This is a genomic window from Streptomyces sp. L-9-10 (genome assembly GCF_004151105.1).
Classification (GTDB): Bacteria; Actinomycetota; Actinomycetes; order Streptomycetales; family Streptomycetaceae; genus Streptomyces.
In genome coordinates this window covers 24372-44857 of sequence record NZ_PHRF01000071.1, presented here as the reverse complement: position 1 = coordinate 44857, position 20486 = coordinate 24372, and the positions used below count along the sequence as shown (strand labels likewise).

At 69.3% G+C, this 20486-nt stretch carries 18 protein-coding genes and 1 pseudogene; 10 read left to right on the top strand and 9 right to left on the bottom strand.

Annotated elements, in window-relative coordinates; genetic code table 11:
- Window positions 1–177: 177 nt before the first annotated feature.
- The 3 genes from CU044_RS18995 (at window position 178) to CU044_RS18985 (ending at window position 1561) form a co-directional block, all read left to right on the top strand.
- On the top strand, window positions 178–411 hold the full coding sequence (locus CU044_RS18995) for a hypothetical protein (RefSeq protein WP_129769925.1): 234 nt from the start codon (window positions 178–180) through the stop codon (window positions 409–411).
- 69 nt (window positions 412–480) lie between these two features.
- Window positions 481–1056 carry a dCTP deaminase gene (dcd, locus tag CU044_RS18990; protein ID WP_129769924.1) on the top strand — a complete coding sequence of 192 codons (576 nt, stop codon included), beginning with the start codon at window positions 481–483 and terminating at the stop codon, window positions 1054–1056.
- Between the two features lie 7 nt (window positions 1057–1063).
- Window positions 1064–1561, top strand: a complete 498-nt coding sequence (locus CU044_RS18985) for a phosphoribosyltransferase (RefSeq protein WP_129769923.1) — start codon at window positions 1064–1066, stop codon at window positions 1559–1561.
- A gap of 110 nt (window positions 1562–1671) precedes the next feature.
- Here CU044_RS18985 and CU044_RS18980 read toward each other — a convergent pair whose 3' ends face one another.
- The 5 genes from CU044_RS18980 to CU044_RS18965 all read right to left on the bottom strand — a co-directional run bounded on the left by CU044_RS18980 (window position 1672) and on the right by CU044_RS18965 (window position 7434).
- The gene (locus tag CU044_RS18980) at window positions 1672–2667 is read right to left on the bottom strand and encodes a Yip1 family protein (RefSeq protein ID WP_129769922.1); all 996 of its coding nucleotides are present in this window, start codon (window positions 2665–2667) and stop codon (window positions 1672–1674) included.
- 94 nt (window positions 2668–2761) lie between these two features.
- Complete coding sequence (locus CU044_RS18975; RefSeq protein WP_240045688.1) at window positions 2762–3985, bottom strand: VCBS repeat-containing protein; 1224 nt, start codon at window positions 3983–3985, stop codon at window positions 2762–2764.
- Window positions 3966–4088, bottom strand: coding sequence for a hypothetical protein (locus CU044_RS40040; RefSeq protein ID WP_275670200.1), 123 nt, complete (start codon window positions 4086–4088; stop codon window positions 3966–3968). Before CU044_RS40040 ends, CU044_RS18975 begins: the two co-directional genes overlap by 20 nt.
- A gap of 245 nt (window positions 4089–4333) precedes the next feature.
- Window positions 4334–6643, bottom strand: a complete 2310-nt coding sequence (locus CU044_RS18970) for a (Fe-S)-binding protein (RefSeq protein WP_129769920.1) — start codon at window positions 6641–6643, stop codon at window positions 4334–4336.
- A 161-nt stretch (window positions 6644–6804) separates the two neighbouring features.
- A complete protein-coding gene (locus CU044_RS18965) occupies window positions 6805–7434 on the bottom strand; it encodes a sugar transferase (RefSeq protein ID WP_345790137.1) in 630 nt (209 codons plus the stop codon).
- 292 nt (window positions 7435–7726) lie between these two features.
- Here CU044_RS18965 and dnaK point away from each other — a divergent pair, with 292 nt between their 5' ends.
- Genes dnaK through CU044_RS18945 form a run of 4 tightly spaced genes read left to right on the top strand, consistent with a single transcriptional unit; the run spans window position 7727 to window position 11959 of the window.
- Complete coding sequence (gene dnaK, locus CU044_RS18960) at window positions 7727–9589, top strand: molecular chaperone DnaK (protein WP_129769918.1); 1863 nt, start codon at window positions 7727–7729, stop codon at window positions 9587–9589.
- A complete protein-coding gene (gene grpE, locus CU044_RS18955; RefSeq protein WP_129769917.1) occupies window positions 9586–10248 on the top strand; it encodes a nucleotide exchange factor GrpE in 663 nt (220 codons plus the stop codon). The genes dnaK and grpE overlap by 4 nt, the downstream gene beginning before the upstream one ends.
- Window positions 10249–10302: 54 nt before the next feature.
- Entirely contained in the window at window positions 10303–11490 is a 1188-nt protein-coding gene (dnaJ, locus tag CU044_RS18950; RefSeq protein WP_129769916.1) for a molecular chaperone DnaJ, read from the top strand.
- 4 nt (window positions 11491–11494) lie between these two features.
- Complete coding sequence (locus CU044_RS18945) at window positions 11495–11959, top strand: helix-turn-helix domain-containing protein (protein WP_129769915.1); 465 nt, start codon at window positions 11495–11497, stop codon at window positions 11957–11959.
- 104 nt (window positions 11960–12063) lie between these two features.
- Here CU044_RS18945 and CU044_RS18940 read toward each other — a convergent pair whose 3' ends face one another.
- Entirely contained in the window at window positions 12064–13011 is a 948-nt protein-coding gene (locus tag CU044_RS18940) for a LuxR C-terminal-related transcriptional regulator (RefSeq protein ID WP_205124086.1), read from the bottom strand.
- 257 nt (window positions 13012–13268) lie between these two features.
- Complete coding sequence (locus CU044_RS18935; RefSeq protein ID WP_129769913.1) at window positions 13269–14252, bottom strand: helix-turn-helix transcriptional regulator; 984 nt, start codon at window positions 14250–14252, stop codon at window positions 13269–13271.
- Window positions 14253–14636: 384 nt separating this feature from the next.
- Here CU044_RS18935 and CU044_RS18925 point away from each other — a divergent pair, with 384 nt between their 5' ends.
- The gene (locus tag CU044_RS18925; RefSeq protein ID WP_030353182.1) at window positions 14637–14957 is read left to right on the top strand and encodes a hypothetical protein; all 321 of its coding nucleotides are present in this window, start codon (window positions 14637–14639) and stop codon (window positions 14955–14957) included.
- Between the two features lie 137 nt (window positions 14958–15094).
- On the opposite strand, the gene CU044_RS18920 is transcribed toward CU044_RS18925, so the two are convergent.
- Window positions 15095–15499 carry a TIGR03618 family F420-dependent PPOX class oxidoreductase gene (locus tag CU044_RS18920; RefSeq protein WP_129769911.1) on the bottom strand — a complete coding sequence of 135 codons (405 nt, stop codon included), beginning with the start codon at window positions 15497–15499 and terminating at the stop codon, window positions 15095–15097.
- A gap of 208 nt (window positions 15500–15707) precedes the next feature.
- Between CU044_RS18920 and clpB the strand changes: the two are divergent.
- Together clpB and CU044_RS18910 are read left to right on the top strand one after the other, a co-directional pair.
- Window positions 15708–18314: pseudogene (gene clpB, locus CU044_RS18915) on the top strand (ATP-dependent chaperone ClpB); the annotation flags it as partial.
- 232 nt (window positions 18315–18546) lie between these two features.
- Complete coding sequence (locus CU044_RS18910; protein WP_129769910.1) at window positions 18547–19074, top strand: YbjN domain-containing protein; 528 nt, start codon at window positions 18547–18549, stop codon at window positions 19072–19074.
- 95 nt (window positions 19075–19169) lie between these two features.
- Here the strand turns inward: CU044_RS18910 and CU044_RS18905 are convergent, their stop codons facing one another.
- Window positions 19170–20315 carry a pyridoxal phosphate-dependent aminotransferase gene (locus tag CU044_RS18905; protein ID WP_240045685.1) on the bottom strand — a complete coding sequence of 382 codons (1146 nt, stop codon included), beginning with the start codon at window positions 20313–20315 and terminating at the stop codon, window positions 19170–19172.
- Between the last annotated feature and the right edge of the window lie 171 nt (window positions 20316–20486).

The window sequence follows — 20486 nt, the reverse complement described above, 5'->3', positions numbered from 1 at the left end:
CGGGCGGCGTGGGGGGTGCTTGGGGTGGGTGGGTGCGTTGGGTGGGCGTGGTGGTGGATGTGGGGGGTGGCGGGCGGGAGTTGGGGCGTAGGGTCGGGGGCGGAGTGCCGCTGGCGGGTGGGTTCCCTTCATCCCCTAGTGTGGGCTTTCGTCCGCATTTGTTGGGGAAGGGACTTGATGGACTTGATGGAGCGCACCGTCGTCCGCTGTGCCGAAGGGCATGTGTTCAGTACCGCCACGTTTCCGATGCAGCAGCTCGACTCCGGGCGTATCGGCCCCGGGCGGCTCATCCGGTGTCCGCGGTGTGCGCGGTTGCGGCATGCCGTGCCCGTGGAGCGGGTGGACGGGCCGGCGGAGGCTGTGAGGGTGGACGCGGTGGCGGTGGAGGTCCTGGCGGTGGAGCGGCACTGACCGTAGCGGTTCAGGCGCGCGGGGCCGCCCGATTGGGGTGGGCTCGCGCGCTCTGCGTATCCTCGGGGCGTGCTTCTCTCAGACAAGGACATCCGGGCCGAGCTCGACTCCGGACGCGTACGCCTCGAACCGTATGACGCGTCGATGGTGCAGCCCTCCAGCATCGATGTGCGGCTCGACCGGTATTTCCGGGTGTTCGAGAATCACCGCTATCCGCATATCGATCCCGCCGTCGAGCAGGTCGATCTGACGCGGACCGTGGAGCCGGACGGGGACGAGCCGTTCATCCTGCACCCCGGGGAGTTCGTGCTCGCGTCGACGTACGAGGTCATCTCGCTGCCCGACGACATCGCCTCCCGGCTGGAGGGGAAGTCCAGCCTCGGGCGCCTCGGGCTGGTGACGCACTCGACCGCGGGCTTCATCGACCCCGGGTTCTCCGGGCACGTCACGCTCGAACTGTCGAATATGGCGACCCTGCCGATCAAGCTCTGGCCCGGGATGAAGATCGGGCAGCTGTGTCTGTTCCGGCTCAGCTCGCCGGCGGAGTTCCCGTACGGCTCCGAGAGGTACGGCTCGCGGTATCAGGGGCAGCGGGGGCCGACCGCGTCCCGCTCGTATCTCAATTTCCATCGGACACAGGTGTGATGCAGGCATGACCGAGCCCCGAGAGAACCTCACCTACGAGAAGTTCGGCCGCGCCGTCCGCGAGCTGGCGCAGACGATCGCGGACGACGGGTACGAGCCCGATGTCGTCCTGAGCATCGCGCGCGGTGGTGTCTTCGTCGCCGGGGGTCTCGCCTATGCCCTGGACTGCAAGAACATCCATCTGGTCAACATCGAGTTCTATACCGGGGTCGGGACCACGCTCGCGATGCCCGTCATGCTCGCGCCCGTTCCCAACGTCATCGACTTCTCCAACAAGAAGGTCCTCATCGCGGACGACGTCGCCGACACCGGCAAGACGCTGAAGCTGGTGTACGACTTCTGCATAGACCACGTCGCCGAGGTGCGCAGCGCCGTCATCTACGAGAAGCCCCAGTCCCTCGTGAAGTGCGAGTACGTCTGGAAGCGCACCGACGACTGGATCAACTTCCCCTGGAGCGTCGAGCCGCCTGTCGTCCGCCGCAGCGGGCAGGTCCTCGACGCCTGACGCCTGACGCCTGACCCATCGCGAAAGGGCCCGGCATTTCTGTCCGGGCCCTTCCGTGTGCCGTGTGCCGTGTGCCGTGTGCCGTGTGTGCGGTGTGGTGCCAGGTGCCGCTACAGCGTGCCCAGCTTCAGCAGCGACAGCAGCGCGATCAGCTGGATCGCCGACGCGCCCAGCGCCTTCGGCCACGGCAGGTCGTGCGACTTGCTCACCATCACCGTCAGCAGCGCGCCCGCCGCGATCCAGGTGAGCCAACCGAGCACCTGCACCAGCGAGTTCTCCCCGCCCAGGAAGAGCGCGAAGACCAGGCGCGGGGCGTCCGTGATCGACATGATCAGCATGGACAGGCCCACGGTCGGCTGCCAGGCGCCGTCGCCGCCGAGCTGGCGGGCGAGGGTGTGGGTCACCGCGCCCAGGATCAGACCGCCGATGACGAAGGCGACGCCGGTGGTCAGTACGTACGGAATGGCCGTGGAGAGCGTCGCGTTGATCGCGTCCTCGCGGGCCGCGTCGAAGCCGAAGATCGCCAGCAGGCCGTAGAGGAACGTGACGATCAGGGCGGGGCCCCAGACCGGGTAGTCGCGCATCCCCAGGAACGTCTGGGAGGGGCGCATGACGACGCCGCTCAGCAGTTCCTTCCAGTGCAGCCGGGGGCCCGCGGGGGCCGCTGCCGCGCCGGCGCGGTAGGCGGTGCCGTCGCCGTACGGGTCCTCGTCGACGCTGAACGCCTGCGTGTGACCGGCATTGTTGGCGTACGCGTCGCCGGGCCGGCCGCCATACCCGCCGCCCTGTCCGCCCTGCCCGCCGTGTCTGCTGTGACCGCCCTGCGCCTGCTGTCCGTACGGGTCCTGCTGGCCGTACGGGTCACCGAAGTACTCCGGCTCGCCATGACCACCGCCATGACCACCACCGTGCCCACCGCCGTATCCGTTCGGTGCGCCGCCCGTGGGAGGCCACTGCTGCTGCCCGTACGGGGGCGCGGCTTGGTGCCCGCCCCCGTAGCCCGGGGGCGGCGGCGCCTGCTGCCCGTACGGCTGTTGCTGCTGCCGCTGCGGTTGTTGTCGCGAGGTGCGGTTGTCCCGGCCGCGTCCGATCCTGAATCCAGCCACGCAATCGAACGTACCCGCTTCGGGCGGGCGGAGCTGCTGAGGTGGGGAACGGGAGGTTCTTTGCGGCCGAGCTGTGACATCCCCTAGGGGAACCCTATGGGGACTGCCCCCGGCCCGCCCGTGGCACCGGACTGCCGGACCGTCCGAGGAAGATCGAAGTACTGAACGTGATCAGCGGCCGGCCCGCCCCCGACGCGTACAGCGCGATCAGATCCGTCCGCTCGCCCCGGTGGGTGCGTGTCACCAGATCCTGGCGCCCGTCCCCGGTGAACTCGGCCGTGCTGAGGAGGTCCGTCACGGTCCGGCCGGAGCCCGACGGGAGTCTGGGCGGGGTCGGGAACCGTACGGCCTTGAAGTGGTACGCGCCTCCCTCGCGCGTCGGACCCTCCGGGCCGCCGAGCAGCAGCTCGCCCTTCGCCGCGCCGCCGGGCGTGCGGGCCCGGGTGTGGTGGACGAGGTCGTCGTAGCCGTCACCGTTCACATCGGCCTCGGGCGTGGGCGCTTCGAGGACCGGGCCGCCGCCCGGGATCGGCGCCGAGGCGGCGTGCGGGGCACCGGTGCGGCTGAAGGGGCCCCGGAGGTAGCTCACCCGGCCCGCGCTCGCGGTCACGGCGAGGTCCGTCTCGCCGTCGCCGTCGAAGTCGCCGCAGACGGGATGGTCGGGCCACTCGTCGCCGGCACGGGCCTCGGCGGGGATCCGGAGGACGACCGCCCTGCCGCCGGTCCCGTCACCACCGCCCGTGCCACTCGCGCCGAGGCCGTGGGGACCGCCGAAGAGGATCTGGAGCGGAACGGGAGGGGCGCCGGTCCCGTCGTACGGCGGGTCCGTGGCGACGATCAGATCCCCGAACCCGTCGCCGTCCAGATCGCACGCGGCCTCGGCGTCGAACGCCGCGGGCAGCGCGCCGTCGACGCGGGCGCCGTGCTTCCGCGGGCCGAGGATCTGGCGTACGGCCGGATCGAGACCGCGGGCCGCGGCGGTGCCGTACACGATCCCGATGCCCGCGTCATCGCCGTAGGTGTCGCCCGGGGCCTTGACCAGGTCGTTCAGTACGAGGTCACGGTGGCCGTCGCCGTTGAAGTCGTCGGGCAGACGGCTGCCCTTGCCGCGCGGTACGGGACGACGCGGGGCGCCGGAGCGGCCGGAGAGCGGGGCGGTGTCGCCGTTCTTGCCGGCTGTCGTGCCCTTGCCCCGGTCCCTGCCGTCGCCGGCGGACCGGTCGGAGGACGAGAAAGCGGTGCAGCCCGTCAGCAGCAGTGCCGTGGAGACGACCGCGCACACCGCCGCGCACGCGGCCCTACGGACCCCGCGCCCCACCACCGACGAAGCCGAAGCCGAAGTCGAAGCCGAAGTCGAAGTCGAAGCCGTCGCCGAAGCCGTCGCCGAAGCCGTCGCTGTCACGCGTATGCGCATGCCCCACCCACCCCGTCCCGCCCGATCCGCCCGGTCCCTCTCGTCGGCTCCAGTCGTCACATGGTGCCCCAGTCGCTCGCCCGTTCAGCGGCCGAAGCCGTCGCCGAAGCCGTCGCCTGTCCACGCCCCCGCCCACGCCTCCGCCCCGGGCCCCGGCCCACACGCCGAGCGGCCGGACCCGCCCCCGAGGCAGATCCGGCCGCTCTCCGGCCTAACGTCGCCTACGTCGCCTACGTCACCGGCGCCCGCCCGCTACTTCACCGGCTGGGACTCCGGCGCCGGATGAGGGTCCGGCGCGCTCTCCCGCTCCTCCGAGCCCTCCGGCCCCGCCGGCGTCCGTACCGAGTCGAGCAGCAACTGCGCCACATCCACGACCTGGAGAGACTCCTTCGCCCGGCCGTCGTTCTTCTTGCCGTTGACGGAGTCGGTGAGCATCACCAGACAGAACGGGCAGGCCGTCGACACGATGTCCGGGTTCAGCGAAAGGGCTTCGTCCACCCGCTCGTCGTTGACGCGCTTGCCGATCCGCTCCTCCATCCACATCCGCGCGCCGCCCGCGCCACAGCAGAAGCCGCGCTCCTTGTGGCGGTGCATCTCCTCGTTCCGCAGACCGGGCACCTTCGCGATGATCTCGCGCGGCGGCGTGTAGATCTTGTTGTGCCGGCCCAGGTAGCAGGGGTCGTGGTACGTGATCAGACCCTCGACCGGCGTCACGGGGACCAACTTGCCGTCGTCCACGAGGTGCTGGAGCAGCTGCGTGTGGTGGATGACCTCGTACTCGCCGCCGAGCTGCGGGTACTCGTTCGCGATCGTGTTGAAGCAGTGCGGGCAGGTCGCGACGATCTTCTTCGACGACTTCGGCTTCTTCGTCGTCTCGTCGTCATCGTCCTCGCCGTACGCCATGTTCAGCATCGCGACGTTCTCCTGGCCGAGCTGCTGGAACAGCGGCTCGTTGCCCAGGCGGCGGGCCGAGTCACCCGTGCACTTCTCGTCGCCGCCCATGATCGCGAACGTGACGCCCGCGATGTGCAGCAGCTCCGCGAAGGCCTTGGTGGTCTTCTTGGCCCGGTCCTCCAGCGCGCCGGCGCAGCCGACCCAGTACAGGTAGTCGACCTCCGTCAGGTCCTCGACGTCCTTGCCGACGACCGGCACCTCGAAGTCGACCTCCTTCGTCCACTCCAGGCGCTGCTTCTTCGCCAGACCCCAGGGGTTGCCCTTCTTCTCCAGGTTCTTGAGCATCGTCCCGGCCTCGCTCGGGAAGGCGCTCTCGATCATCACCTGGTAGCGGCGCATGTCGACGATGTGGTCGACATGCTCGATGTCGACCGGGCACTGCTCGACACACGCGCCGCAGGTGGTGCAGGACCACAGCACGTCCGGGTCGATGACGCCGCCCATGGCGGCAGCGCCGTCGGCCGCGGCCTCCAGCGTCCCGATCAGCGGGCGCTCGGCCTCCGCGAGGGCCGCGGCGGGCACCCCGGCCAGCTGCTCCTCGGTGGCCTTCTCCTCGCCCTCCATCGTCTTTCCGCCGCCGGCCAGCAGATACGGCGCCTTGGCGTGGGCGTGGTCGCGCAGCGACATGATCAGGAGCTTCGGGGAGAGCGGCTTGCCCGTGTTCCAGGCCGGGCACTGCGACTGACACCGGCCGCACTCCGTGCACGTGGAGAAGTCGAGGAGGCCCTTCCAGGAGAAGTGCTCGATCTGGGAGACACCGAAGACGTCGTCCTCGCCCGGGTCCTCGAAGTCGATCTCCTTGCCGCCGCTCGTCATCGGCTGGAGGGCGCCGAGCGCCGTCCCGCCGTCCGCCTCGCGTTTGAACCAGATGTTGGGGAAGGCGAGGAAGCGGTGCCAGGCGACGCCCATGTCGGTCTTGAGCGCGACCGTGATCATCCAGATGAAGGACGTCGCGAGCTTGATCAGCGCGACCAGGTAGACCAGGTTCTGCAGGGTGCTGAGGCTGAGCCCGTCGAACGCCGCGACCAGCGGGTACGAGACCAGGTAGGCCGCCTGGTACGAGTCGACGTGGTGCAGCGCGCCCTCCAGCCCGCGCAGGACCAGGATCGCCAGGCCGATGACGAGGATGACGGCCTCGACGAAGTACGCCTGGCCGAAGTTCGAGCCCGTGAAGCGGGACTTGCGGCCGGCGCGGCTGGGGAGCGAGAGCTGCCGGATGACGATCAGCGTCAGGATGCCGAGCGTCGTGAGCAGGCCGATGAGCTCGACGAAGACCTCGTACGGCGTCCAGTCGCCGATGACCGGCAGCAGCCAGTCGGCCTGGAAGAGCTGCCCGAAGGCGTTCACCAGGGTCAGTACGAGCGAGAAGAAGCCGACCGCGACGAACCAGTGCGCGACGCCGACCACGCCCCAGCGGTTCATCCGGGTATGGCCGAGGAACTCCTTGGCCACGGTCAGGGTGCGCTGGGCGGGCTCATCGGTCCGCTTGCCCGCCGGGACGGGCTGGCCGAGCCGTACGAAGCGGTAGATCTGCGCGATGGCTCGGCCGAACAACGCCACACCGACGACGGCGAGTACCAGCGACACGATGATCGCGGCGAGTTGCATGGGGGCTCCTCGGGCCAACTGCTGCTGCTCAGTACTGCGTGATGCCGCACTGCTCACTGCTGCTTACTAAGCGGTAACTTAATCGTTTCGTGCTGAGGTTACCCACTTATCCAGCCGCAATGTAGCGGCGGAACCGGTGATCTGTGTCGCTCAGGGGACCCTCAGGGAAACCTGGCCGTCCGGATCCCCCTGACCGCCCCGATCGCCCCGGCCCTCCTGACGGCCCTGGCCCTCCGGACCGCCTTGGCCGTCCGGACCGCCCTGGCGGCCCCGGCCGTCCTGACAGCGCCGGCCGTCCTCAGCGCGCGTCCGGGCGTGCGCGCGAGGATCGCGAGGTCCAGGCCGATCCAGTGGTGCTCCACATAGTGCTGGTCGAGCAGCGGCGTCTCGTCCCACGGCAGCTCCGAGTGGCGCCGTACCTGCGCGAGCCCGGTCAGGCCGGGCCGTACGAGCTGCCGCCAGGGCGCCGCACCCGCGGGGGAGCCGGTTCTCAGGGGCGCCGGCCCCACCAGGGACAGCTCGCCCCGTACGACGTGGGGCAGCCGGGAGAGCAGGTCGAGCCGGAACCGGCGGGTGCGCAGGGAACTCAGCAGGAAGGGGTGGCCGTTGAGTCCAGTGCGGTAGTCGCGTACGAAAACGCCCTCGGCCGGCCGGGACAGCGCGAGGGCGAGGGCGGCCACCGCGAGCAGGGGCGCGGTCAGCGCCAGGAGGGCCGAGCCGAGGATCAGATCCAGCAGGCGCTTGGGCTCCGGGAGGTGGGGCGGGCGCCATGCCGTGGGGCGTCGCTTCAAGGTCACACCTGACCGTTCTGTTCGCTGTATGTGCTCTATTACGTTCAGCTGCGTTCGGATACGTTCAGCGGTGGTTTCGGTAGTTTCGTTTCGTTCGGTGCTTTTGCCACGGAACGATCGCATGGTGAAGGTGTGAGGATCGGGTAGGCGGGTCCCTCAGGCGCGTCCGGGGGTGCCCCGAGGCAGGCCCGGCGCACGATAGTTGAGTCCCATCGACTCAGGTCCTTTGACTCCCTGGGATCTGTCATGCATCCTTGAGTCAGTTCCACTCAAGTCAGCTGGAGGAATCGAAATGGCACGTGCGGTCGGCATCGACCTGGGCACGACTAACTCCGTCGTCAGCGTTCTCGAAGGCGGCGAGCCCACCGTCATCACCAACGCCGAAGGCGCCAGGACCACGCCGTCCGTCGTCGCCTTCGCCAAGAACGGCGAGGTGCTCGTCGGCGAGGTCGCCAAGCGCCAGGCAGTCACGAACGTCGACAGGACCATCCGGTCGGTCAAGCGCCACATGGGCACCGACTGGAAGATCAACCTGGACGGCAAGGACTTCAACCCGCAGCAGATGTCGGCCTTCGTGCTGCAGAAGCTGAAGCGGGACGCGGAGTCGTACCTGGGCGAGAAGGTCACCGACGCGGTGATCACCGTCCCCGCGTACTTCAACGACTCCGAGCGTCAGGCCACCAAGGAGGCCGGCGAGATCGCGGGCCTCAACGTGCTGCGTATCGTCAACGAGCCGACGGCGGCCGCCCTGGCCTACGGGCTCGACAAGGACGACCAGACGATCCTGGTCTTCGACCTCGGTGGCGGCACCTTCGACGTCTCGCTGCTGGAGATCGGTGACGGCGTCGTCGAGGTGAAGGCCACCAACGGTGACAACCACCTCGGTGGTGACGACTGGGACCAGCGTCTGGTCGACTTCCTGGTGAAGCAGTTCGCCAACGGCCACGGCGTGGACCTCTCCAAGGACAAGATGGCTCTCCAGCGTCTCCGCGAGGCCGCGGAGAAGGCGAAGATCGAGCTGTCGTCCTCGTCCGAGACCACGATCAACCTGCCCTACATCACGGCGTCCGCCGAGGGCCCGCTGCACCTCGACGAGAAGATCACGCGCTCGCAGTTCCAGCAGCTGACCGCGGACCTGCTCGACCGCTGCAAGACCCCGTTCCACAACGTCATCAAGGACGCCGGCATCCAGCTGTCCGAGATCGACCACGTGGTGCTCGTGGGCGGTTCGACGCGTATGCCCGCCGTGGCGGAGCTCGTCAAGGAGCTGACCGGCGGACGCGAGGCCAACAAGGGTGTCAACCCCGACGAGGTCGTCGCCATCGGCGCCGTGCTCCAGGCCGGTGTCCTGAAGGGTGAGGTCAAGGACGTCCTGCTCCTCGACGTCACCCCGCTGTCCCTCGGTATCGAGACCAAGGGCGGCATCATGACCAAGCTGATCGAGCGCAACACGACGATCCCGACGAAGCGTTCGGAGATCTTCACGACGGCCGAGGACAACCAGCCGTCGGTGCAGATCCAGGTCTACCAGGGCGAGCGCGAGATCGCGGCGTACAACAAGAAGCTCGGCATGTTCGAGCTGACCGGTCTGCCGCCCGCGCCGCGCGGTGTGCCGCAGATCGAGGTCGCCTTCGACATCGACGCCAACGGCATCATGCACGTGGCCGCGAAGGACCTCGGCACCGGCAAGGAGCAGAAGATGACCGTCACCGGTGGCTCCTCGCTGCCGAAGGACGAGGTCAACCGGATGCGTGAAGAGGCCGAGCAGTACGCGGACGAGGACCACCGCCGCCGCGAGGCCGCGGAGACCCGCAACCAGGCCGAGCAGCTCGTCTACCAGACGGAGAAGTTCCTCAAGGACAACGAGGACAAGGTCCCCGGCGACATCAAGACCGAGGTCGAGACGTCCATCGCCGAGCTGAAGGAAAAGCTCAAGGGCGAGGACACCGCCGAGATCCGTACCGCCACGGAGAAGGTCGCGGCCGTCTCCCAGAAGCTCGGACAGGCGATGTACGCCGACGCCCAGGCGTCCTCCGGCGCGGGCGCCGACGGTGCCGAGGCCGGCGCGGGCGCCGGGCAGGCCAAGGCCGACGACGACGTCGTCGACGCCGAGATCGTGGACGACGAGAAGCCCAAGAAGGACGGTGCGGCGTGACGGAGGAGACCCCGGGCTTCGAGGAGAAGCCCGACGTTCCCTCCGGCGCGACCCCCGAAGATGCCGCGTCGAAGGGCGCCGAGTCCGACTCCGTAGCGGAGCCGGGCCCGGCGTCCCCGGGCGGGGACGTACAGGAAGTCGCCCTGACGGCGCAGCTGGACCAGGTCCGTACGGCGCTCAACGAGCGCACGGCAGACCTCCAGCGGCTCCAGGCCGAGTACCAGAACTACCGCCGCCGGGTGGAGCGCGACCGGGTCACGGTCAAGGAGATCGCTGTCGCGAGTCTGCTGACCGAACTGCTGCCGGTCCTGGACGACATCGGCCGGGCGCGCGACCACGAGGAACTGGTCGGCGGGTTCAAGTCGGTGGCCGAGTCGCTGGAAGCCGTCACGGTCAAGCTGGGCCTCCAGCAGTTCGGTACGGAGGGCGAGCCCTTCGACCCGACGATCCATGAGGCCCTGATGCACTCGTACGCGCCGGATGTCACGGAGACGACGTGCGTCGCGATCCTCCAGCCTGGGTACCGGTTCGGCGAGCGGACGATCAGGCCCGCCCGCGTCGCGGTGGCCGAGCCCCAGCCCGGGGCCCAGCCGAAGGGCGCGGACGAGCCCGCCGAGTCCGCCGGCGACAAGGAGAGCGGTGGCCCGGAAGAGGGCTGACGCGGTGGCGGGCGGTGCGGTGGCAGGAGCAGGCGGAGAGGAGGGACGTCGGGAATGAGCACGAAGGACTTCGTGGAGAAGGACTACTACAAGGTTCTCGGCGTCCCCAAGGACGCCACCGAGGCCGAGATCAAGAAGGCGTACCGGAAGCTCGCCCGCGAGTTCCACCCGGACGCCAACAAGGGCGACCTCAAGGCCGAGGAGCGCTTCAAGGAGATCTCCGAGGCAAATGACGTCCTCGGGGACCCCAAGCGGCGCAAGGAGTACGACGAGGCGCGCGCCCTCTTCGGCAACGGGTTCCGGCCGGGACCCGGTGCCGGGGGCAACGGCTCGTTCAACTTCGACCTGGGCGACCTCTTCGGCGGTCGCCCCGGTGGCGGCACGCAGGGCGGACCCGGCGCCGGTGGCCTCGGCGGCGGGCTCGGGGACGTCTTCGGCGGGATCTTCAACCGGGGCGGTGCCGGGACCCGTACGCAGCCGCGCCGCGGCCAGGACATCGAGTCCGAGGTGACGCTCAGCTTCACCGAGGCGGTCGACGGGGCCACGGTCCCGCTGCGGATGTCCAGCCAGGCGCCCTGCAAGGCGTGTTCGGGCACGGGCGACAAGAACGGCACGCCGCGGGTCTGCCCGACCTGTGTGGGCACGGGACAGGTCTCGCGCGGCACCGGCGGCGGCTTCTCGCTGACCGACCCCTGTGTGGACTGCAAGGGCCGTGGGCTCATCGCCCAGGACCCGTGCGAGGTCTGCAAGGGCAGCGGGCGCGCCAGGTCCTCGCGGACCATGCAGGTGCGCATCCCGGCGGGTGTCAGCGACGGGCAGCGGATCCGGCTGCGCGGCAAGGGCGCTCCGGGCGAGCGCGGCGGCCCCGGCGGCGACCTGTATGTCGTCGTCCATGTCGACGCCCATCCGGTCTTCGGCCGCAAGGGCGACAACCTCACGGTGACCGTGCCCGTCACGTTCACGGAGGCGGCGCTCGGCGGCGAGGTGAAGGTGCCGACCCTGGGCGGTCCCGCGGTCACGCTCAAGCTTCCGGCGGGGACACCCAACGGCCGTACGATGCGCGCCCGCGGCAAGGGCGCGGTGCGCAAGGACGGCACCCGCGGCGACCTGCTGGTCACCGTCGAGGTCGTCGTCCCCAAGGACCTCGACGCGCCCGCGCGGGACGCGCTGGAGGCCTACCGGAAGGCGACCGCGGACGAGGACCCGCGGGCGGAGCTGTTCCAGGCGGCGAAGGGAGCATGACCTCATGGACGGGCGGCGTCGGCAGTCTTCATCGTTCACCAGGGCGTATCAGCTGACCGAGGAAACGCCGGTGTACGTCATCTCGGTGGCGGCACAGCTCTCCGGGCTGCACCCGCAGACGCTCAGGCAGTACGACCGCCTCGGCCTGGTCTCCCCGGACCGCACGGCGGGCAGGGGACGCCGCTATTCGGCCCGTGACATCGAGCTGCTCCGCCAGGTGCAGCAGCTGTCTCAGGACGAGGGCATCAATCTGGCCGGGATCAAGCGGATCATCGAGCTGGAGAACCAGGTCGCCGCGCTCCAGGCGCGGGTCGCCGAGCTGTCGGCGGCGGTGGACGGCGCGGCGACGGCGATGCGGCAGCGCGAGGCGCAGGTGCATGCCTCGTACCGCCGGGATCTGGTGCCGTACCAGGATGTGCAGCAGACGAGCGCGCTGGTGGTGTGGCGGCCCAAGCGGCCGACGGACTGAGCCGGTGCGTTTTTGAGGCGTACGTGAGCGGGCGGGCGCCCGGTCGGGGATTCCCGGCCGGGCGTTCCGCGTCGCCGCGGCGCCGAGCGGCCGGGGCAAGCCGGTCAGCCGAGCTTGCGCTCGTCCGCGGCGGCCTCGGAGCTCCACCACACGCCGAGTGCGAACTGGCTGTTCACGCCCACCGCTTCGTAGAGCTTGTTCAGGTCGCTGTTGACGGTGCGCAGACTGACGCCCAGCTCGCCGGCGATCTGCTTGAGCGTGCGGCCCTCCCGTAATTTGTTCAGGATGCGGCGGGACCGGCCTGTCGTGACCGTCTCCGCCTTCCGCAGAAAACGGCCGCCCGCCCAGGGCTCGGCACGCTCCCACTGCTGGTCGTAGATGTGGCGGAGGAAGGCCAGCAAGCCGGGGTGGGTCGCCTTGAAGGCGGTGTTCGCGCTGGGCACGCCCCGGTGGTCGGAAATGATGGCGACTTTGCTGTCCACCAGAATCATGCGCTCGAAATCGGTGGCGAGGGTGCGTACCGCCGCACCGTGCTTGCTCACCTCCGCGGCCCACTCCTGTTCCGCGGGTCGATTGCGAGCGGTGTCCGGATAGATGGTGCGTAATGCGATACCACGCTGAAGGAGCCTGATTTCGGAGGTGACCACCGCTCGCAGCGTCTCAGGCTTTCTGTTCCGCGGATGTGCCGTGCAGATCTCGATACTCGCCGAATCGACGGCTTGCATGATGGCGGCGGTGACCAGTTCGTTCCGGCCGAGGAACTCGATACCGTCCCCTCGCGACGACTCGGCGCTTCTCAGCTCGCGGTGCAGCTCGGAGAGCTGGTCCATGCGGCGCAGGTGATGGGCGATGGCGGCGCGCTCCTCCGCCAGGGCGGTCTGTTCGGCGTGCCACATGTCCGCCGCGCTCCACCGGTCGTACTGCGGGTTGTGCACGGCCAGCCCGAGGGCGACCAGCTCCGCGCGGCCGGGTTCGGAGTCCTCGACCTGATCCCCCTGGACGAGCCGGTGCAGCAGGGCGCGCGCCTCTTCCGATATGTCAAATGGTGGCACTGTTTGCGGTTTTTTGTTTATTTCCTCCACTTATTCCTCCCTGCACGATTCTGTAGTGCGTGTGAGTGCAATCGCATGCCGCTTGAACTGTTAGAGCGTGAAATGCAGCCTAGGGAGGTGGCGACGACAGCCGTGGATTCCCCCCATGGCCGGATGGAGTGTGGTGGGCGACCCGGGGCGACAAGGAAGCGGCAGAGCATTCCGGAAAACGTGTCGCGGCGATGTGCCAGGTTTCGCCGAGGGCCTTGCCGGCGGGGTCAGTTCTCCTGGTCGAGGATTCCCGAGTGTGCGATGAGATAGCCGAGTTGGGCGCGGCTGCCGCTGCCGAGTACGGAGGCGAGCTTGGCGATGTGCGCGCGGCAGGTCCGTACGTTCATCCCCAGACGCCGGGCGATGGCCTCGTCCACGTACCCCTCGACGAGAAGCTTGGCGATGGTCCGCTGGACGCCTGTGATGCCGTCCGGGGTCGGCTCGTACGAGACCTGCTCGGTGAGGGGCGTGGCGCGCCGCCAGAGCTGCTCGAAGACCTTGACGAGATAGGTCACCAGACCCGGGTGGCGCAGCTCCAGGGCGACCTGCTGGTCGTCGCGCGCGGGTATGAAGGCCACGGTCTGGTCGCAGATGATGAGCCGCTCGATCAGCTCTTCCAGGGTTCTTATCTCGATCTTGCCGCTGGCCATGCGGTCCACGTACGCCATCGTGCCCTGGCTGTGCCGGACGGTGTGCTGGTAGAGCGTGCGCATACTGACACCGCGCTCGATCAGCGGCCGGTCCCGCTCCAGGGCCTGGCTGAGAATATGCTCGCGCCTGCCACCTCCGGGCTGGATCGTGAGCATCTCCGTATGGCACTCGGCGGTGGCGAGATTGAGGGCGGCGTTGATCCGGTTGAAGCCCTCCAGGACCGTGATCGAGTGCGTGGGCGCCGGGTTCAGCGCGCTGATCGCCATGAATGGCTCAAAGGATTCTGTTAGATCGTTCGAGAGACGCCTCCGGTCCAGGATCTCCCGCTCGATGGGGTGGAGCCGCTGCGCGAGCGCGACGGACGGCGGGACCGGCCGCAGCCAGTTCGGGTCGTCCGGATCGGGGTGCAAAAGAGCAAATTCGAGGAGGCACGGAGCCTCCTCCGCCTCCGCGCGGGAGATGCGCCCGGCGCTCAGAGCGCTGGCGTAAAGATGCGCCCCCTCGTCGCACAGCGCGGTCACAGCATGGGGATGTGTCGGTTTTGACACGATCTTCGGCAAATCTCCACCCCCCAGGGTCCTGAACCTACAGGAACATGATGCATCGTCCCTGTGGCATTGACGTGCCTGAATGAGCCATCGTCTTGTGACGCGGGGGAGAGGAATCCATCAAGTGAGGACGAAGCCGACTATGTACAAGAGATTGCTTCGCTCGGTGCTTGCCGCAGCTTTCTCCGCGGTCGTGGCTTACGGGGTCCTGGGTGGCGCGGACAGTGGTTGGGGATTCGCGCCTCAGGCCACCCAGTCGGACAGCGGCTGGGGCGGTGCGCCGGCCGACAGCGGCTGGAGCAGCGGCACGAAGTCGGATGACAGTGGTTGGGGCTCGACGCCGGCGAACGAACCGCCGGACAGCGGCTGGGGGAGCTCACCGGCCGACGTAAGCGCATGACTGTCCCGCCGGACGACCGGGTCTTCCGGCGCGAGATGGCCACGGCCTACCGGTCGGGCTGGCACTTCATCGATCTCGTCACCGCGATCCCCCACCGTGGCGACTCGTTGATGGTCACCCTCTTCGGAGAGCCGATCGTCGTCGTACGCGAGGAGGACGAGGACGTCCGTGCCTACCGTTGCCTTCGGAGGCCGCGGGGGGCTCCGCAGCCGGTCCGGTGTGCCATCCGCTACGACATGATCTTCGTCAACCTCGACCAGCGTGACCACCAGTTGGTCGGATCGAATACCACCATCGCCACCCCCCGCAGTGCCTGAGCGATTCCCCCGTCGTTCCAAATCGCTCAGGCGCTTCCCCCACACAGCGGCGCCATCGTGGACCTGAAACACGATGGCGCCGTTGTGCTGTCCGCGTTCGGGCCCGCCGGGCCCCGCGGTCTTCGTGGCTCTCGCGGTCAGCAGCGGCCGAGCGCCCGTTCCAGGGCGATCTCGATGACGACCCGGTCCGGGTTGGGCGTCGGCGTACGGCCGTACCGCGCCGCGTAGCGGCTCACCGCGTCCTCGACCGCCTCCTCCTCCGTACGGACCGTGGCGCGGCCCTCCAGCGTCGCCCAGTGGCGTTTCTTGAACTGGCACACCGCCACCCGCGCCCCCTCCGGACCCGCCGCCAGGATGTTGGCGACCTTCGTGCTGTTCTTGTTGCTGATGACGCGGGCGAGCCCCGCCTCCGGGTCGTACGTCACGCCCACCGGCACCACGTGCGGACTGCCGTCCGGACGCAGTGTCGTGAGGGTGCACAGGTGGTGCTCGCGCCAGAAGGCGAGAAAATCGGGGCTGGGATCGCGTACGTCGTGGGCCATGCCGGAAGCGTAGGACGGTGACGGCCCCGGGGCGGGTACGGGCGCGGAAACCCTGGGACGGTGACGACTCCCGGCGGATATGGGCGCGGAAACCCCCGGGGAGCGGCCCCGATTCAGGCTTGAGTGGAATAGACTCAACTTTGCGCACGTTGCCAATGTCAGGGTCGGATGGAGGCCCGAGGTCTGTGCAGGAGAGGAGAGGGCGCACGTGGACGCCGAGCTGACCAACAAGAGCCGGGATGCGATCAATACCGCCACCAACCGGGCCGTGGCGGCCGGGCATCCCGATCTGACCCCCGCGCATCTGCTGCTCGCGCTGCTAGAAGGCCAGGACAACGAGAACATCACCGACCTGCTGGCCGCCGTCGAGGCAGACCAGGCCGGGGTACGGTCCGGAGCGGAGCGGCTGCTGGCCGCACAGCCCAGCGTGACCGGTTCCACCGTCGCGCCCCCGCAACCCAACCGCGAGCTGCTCGCCGCCATCAACGACGCCGCTCAGCGGGCCAAGGAGCTGGGGGACGATTACCTCTCCACCGAGCACCTGCTGATCGGTGTCGCGGCCAAGGGGGGCCAGGCCGGGGAGATGCTCGACCGGCTGGGGGCCGGCGCCGCGAGACTGCTTGACGCGTTCGAGAAGACAAGGGGAGGGCGCCGGGTGACCACACCCGACCCGGAGGGCCAGTACAAGGCCCTGGAGAAGTTCGGTACCGATTTCACCGCGGCGGCCCGCGAGGGCAAGCTCGACCCGGTCATCGGCCGGGACCAGGAGATCCGGCGTGTGGTGCAGGTGCTGTCACGCCGTACGAAGAACAATCCGGTGCTGATCGGCGAGCCGGGCGTCGGCAAGACCGCCGTCGTCGAGGGACTCGCGCAGCGCATTGTCAAGGGCGACGTGCCGGAGTCCTTGAAGAACAAGCGGCTGGTTTCGCTGGACCTCGGGGCGATGGTGGCGGGCGCCAAGTACCGCGGTGAGTTCGAGGAGCGGCTCAAGACCGTCCTCTCCGAGATCAAGTCCAGCGACGGACAGATCATCACCTTCATCGACGAACTGCACACCGTCGTGGGCGCGGGCGCCGGCGGCGATTCCGCCATGGACGCCGGGAACATGCTCAAGCCGATGCTGGCCCGCGGCGAGCTGAGGATGGTCGGCGCGACCACACTCGACGAGTACCGCGAGCGGATCGAGAAGGACGCGGCGCTGGAACGGCGCTTCCAGCAGGTGCTGGTCGCCGAGCCGACCGTCGAGGACACCATCGCGATCCTGCGCGGGCTCAAGGGCCGGTACGAGGCCCACCACAAGGTGCAGATCGCGGACGCGGCGCTGGTCGCCGCCGCGACGCTCTCCGACCGCTACATCACCTCGCGCTTCCTGCCCGACAAGGCCATCGACCTCGTGGACGAGGCCGCGTCCCGGCTCCGGATGGAGATCGACTCCTCGCCGGTCGAGATCGACGAACTCCAGCGCTCCGTCGACCGCCTCCGTATGGAGGAGCTGGCGCTCAAGAACGAGTCCGACCCGGGCTCCAAGCAGCGGCTGGAGAAGCTCCGCCGCGACCTCGCCGACCGCGAGGAGGAACTGCGCGGCCTCAACGCCCGCTGGGAGAAGGAGAAGCAGGGCCTCAACCGCGTCGGTGAGCTGAAGGAACGCCTGGACGACCTGCGCGGCCAGGCCGAGCGCGCGCAGCGCGACGGCGACTTCGACACCGCCTCCAAGCTGCTGTACGGCGAGATCCCCGGCCTGGAGCGGGAGCTGGAGGAGGCCTCGGAGGCGGAGCAGGTGGCGGCCAAGGAGCCCACCGACAAACTGGTCAAGGAGGAGGTCGGCCCGGACGACATCGCCGATGTGGTCGGCTCCTGGACCGGCATCCCGGCCGGCCGGCTGCTGGAGGGCGAGACGCAGAAGCTGCTGCGCATGGAGCAGGAGCTGGGCAAGCGGCTGATCGGCCAGCACGAGGCGGTCCGGGCCGTGTCCGACGCGGTACGCCGTACCCGCGCGGGCATCGCCGACCCCGACCGCCCCACCGGGTCCTTCCTCTTCCTCGGCCCCACCGGGGTCGGCAAGACCGAGCTGGCCAAGGCGCTCGCGGACTTCCTCTTCGACGACGAGCGCGCCATGGTCCGTATCGACATGAGCGAGTACGGCGAGAAGCACTCGGTGGCCCGGCTGGTCGGCGCGCCTCCCGGCTATGTCGGCTACGAGGAGGGCGGCCAGCTCACCGAGGCCGTGCGCAGGCGCCCGTACTCGGTGATCCTGCTGGACGAGGTGGAGAAGGCCCACCCCGAGGTCTTCGACGTCCTGCTCCAGGTCCTGGACGACGGCAGGCTCACCGACGGCCAGGGACGGACGGTGGACTTCCGCAACACCATCCTCGTCCTGACGTCGAACCTCGGCAGTCAGTTCCTGAGCGGGCAGGGCCTGACCGAGCCGCTGACCAGCGAGGAGACCAGGAAGCAGCAGGTCCTGGAGGTGGTGAGGAGCACCTTCAAGCCGGAGTTCCTGAACCGTCTCGACGATCTGGTGGTCTTCTCCGCCCTCTCGCGCGACGAACTGGCGCACATCGCCAGGCTCCAGATCGACCGCCTGGCCCGCCGCCTCGCGGAACGGCGGCTCACCCTGGAGGTCACCCCGGCGGCGCTGGAATGGCTGGCCGACGAGGGCAACGACCCGGCCTACGGAGCCCGGCCGCTGCGCCGCCTGGTGCAGACGGCGATCGGCGACCGGCTCGCGAAGGAGATCCTCGCGGGCGAGGTCACGGACGGCGACACGGTCCGGGTGGACCGGTTCGAGGACGGCCTGATCGTGGGCGCGGCGACGAAGGCGTCTCCCGAGCCGGCGGAGCCGGCGGTGTCTCCTGAGCAGCCGGCGGCGTCTCCCGAGCCGACGCGGACGGAGTCCGGCAAGACGCTGTGAGCGTGCGGGGCACGGGGGCCGGTACGCGCGTGGGCGCGCGCCGGCCCCCTTTGTGCGCCGGATCGGCGGGCCGGGGTTGCCAGGGCCTCCCCGCTATGGGGGAGGATGGAAGGAACCGTACGAAGGGAAATTCACGGTGAGCATCGACCCGTCCTCGATTCCGAATTTCGGGGGACAGCCCCAACCGCAGGGTGCAGGACCGGCGGGCCCCGTCGTCCCCGACCAGGACCTGGTCAAGCAGCTCCTCGAACAGATGGAGCTGAAGTACGTCGTCGACGACGAGGGTGACCTCGCGGCGCCGTGGGAGGAATTCCGTACGTACTTCATGTTCCGCGGCGAGGACGACCAGCAGGTCTTCTCGGTGCGGACGTTCTACGACCGGCCGCACCCGATCACGGACAAGGCGAAGGTCCTCGACGCGATCGACGACTGGAACCGCCGCACGCTGTGGCCCAAGGTCTACACCCACATCCACGAGGAGGGTGACGGTCCGCCCACCGTCCGGCTCATCGGCGAGGCCCAGATGCTGATCGGCATGGGGGTCAGCCTGGAGCACTTCGTGTCGTCCACGGTCAGCTGGGTGCGCGCGTCGATCGAGTTCGACAAGTGGCTCGTCGAGCAGTTCGGCCTGGAGCCGGGCGACGAGAAGCCCGAGGACGCCTGAGTCCGCGGACCGCGCCGAACGACAGCCCGGCCGGCGCCGCGATCATCTGTGACGCGGCCCCGGGCCGGGCTCTGGCGTACCGCGGGCGCGGGAGGCTACCGCCCGCGCAGCCGTGACACGGCCTCCTCCAGGACGTCGGTCCGCTTGCAGAAGGCGAACCGTACGAACGGCGCGCCCTGCTCCCGGTGGTCGTAGAAGACGGCGTTGGGGATGGCGACCACGCCGCACCGCTCCGGCAGGGCGCGGCAGAAGGCGAAGCCGTCGCTCTCCCCGAGCGGACGGATGTCGGTCGTCACGAAATAGGTGCCGGCCGGGCGGTAGACCTCGAAACCGGCCGCCGCCAGGCCTGAAGAGAGCAGATCGCGCTTGGCGCGCAGATCGGCGCGCAGCCCCTCGAAATAGCTCTCCGGCAGGCACAGGGCCTCCGCGATCGCGTACTGGAACGGGCCCGACGCCACGTACGTCAGGAACTGCTTGGCGGAGCGCACCGCCGTCACCAGCTCCGGCGTACCCGTCACCCAGCCCACCTTCCAGCCGGTGAACGAGAAGGTCTTGCCCGCCGAGCCGATCGTCAGGGTCCGCTCGCGCATGCCGGGGAACGAGGCGATCGGGATGTGCTCGCCCTCGAAGACCAGGTGTTCGTACACCTCGTCGGTGACGACCAGCAGATCGCGTGCGACGGCGAGTTCCGCGACGGCGGCCAGTTCCTCGCGGCTGAGGACCGTGCCGGTGGGGTTGTGCGGGGTGTTGAGGAGGATGAGGCGGGTGCGGTCGGTGACGGCGTCCCGCAGCTCGTCCAGGTCCAGGTGGTAGGCGCCGTCCCGGGGACGCAGGGTGACCGGGACGCGGGTGCCGCCCGCCATGCCGATACAGGCGGCGTACGAGTCGTAGTACGGCTCCAGCGCGATCACCTCGTCACCCGGCCCGACCAGGGCGAGCAGCGCGGCGGCGATCGCCTCGGTGGCGCCCGCCGTGACCAGGACCTCGGTGTCCGGGTCGTGGGCCAGCCCGTAGCGTTTCAGCTGGTGTTCGGCGATCGCGGTGCGCAGTTCCGGGATGCCGGGACCCGGCGGGTACTGGTTGCCCTTGCCCTCGCGCAGCGCCCGTACCGCCGCCTCCCTGACCTCCTCGGGGCCGTCGGTGTCGGGGAAACCCTGGCCGAGGTTGATCGCGCCGGTGCGTACGGCCAGCGCCGACATCTCCGCGAAGATCGTGGTGCCGCCGAGCCATTCTTTGGTCATGGGCGCCATCCTGTGCCGAACCTCTGGAGTTGCTCAAGTCGGCTTTGGGCGCGGGGCACCGGGGGGACACCCACGTCACGCAACAAGTTCACGCGGAAGCCAGTCGGTACGGAGCGGGCCGCGCGAGGGCGCGGGGGGCTCCGCCACGGGGGAACAGAAGGACGGTGAGGA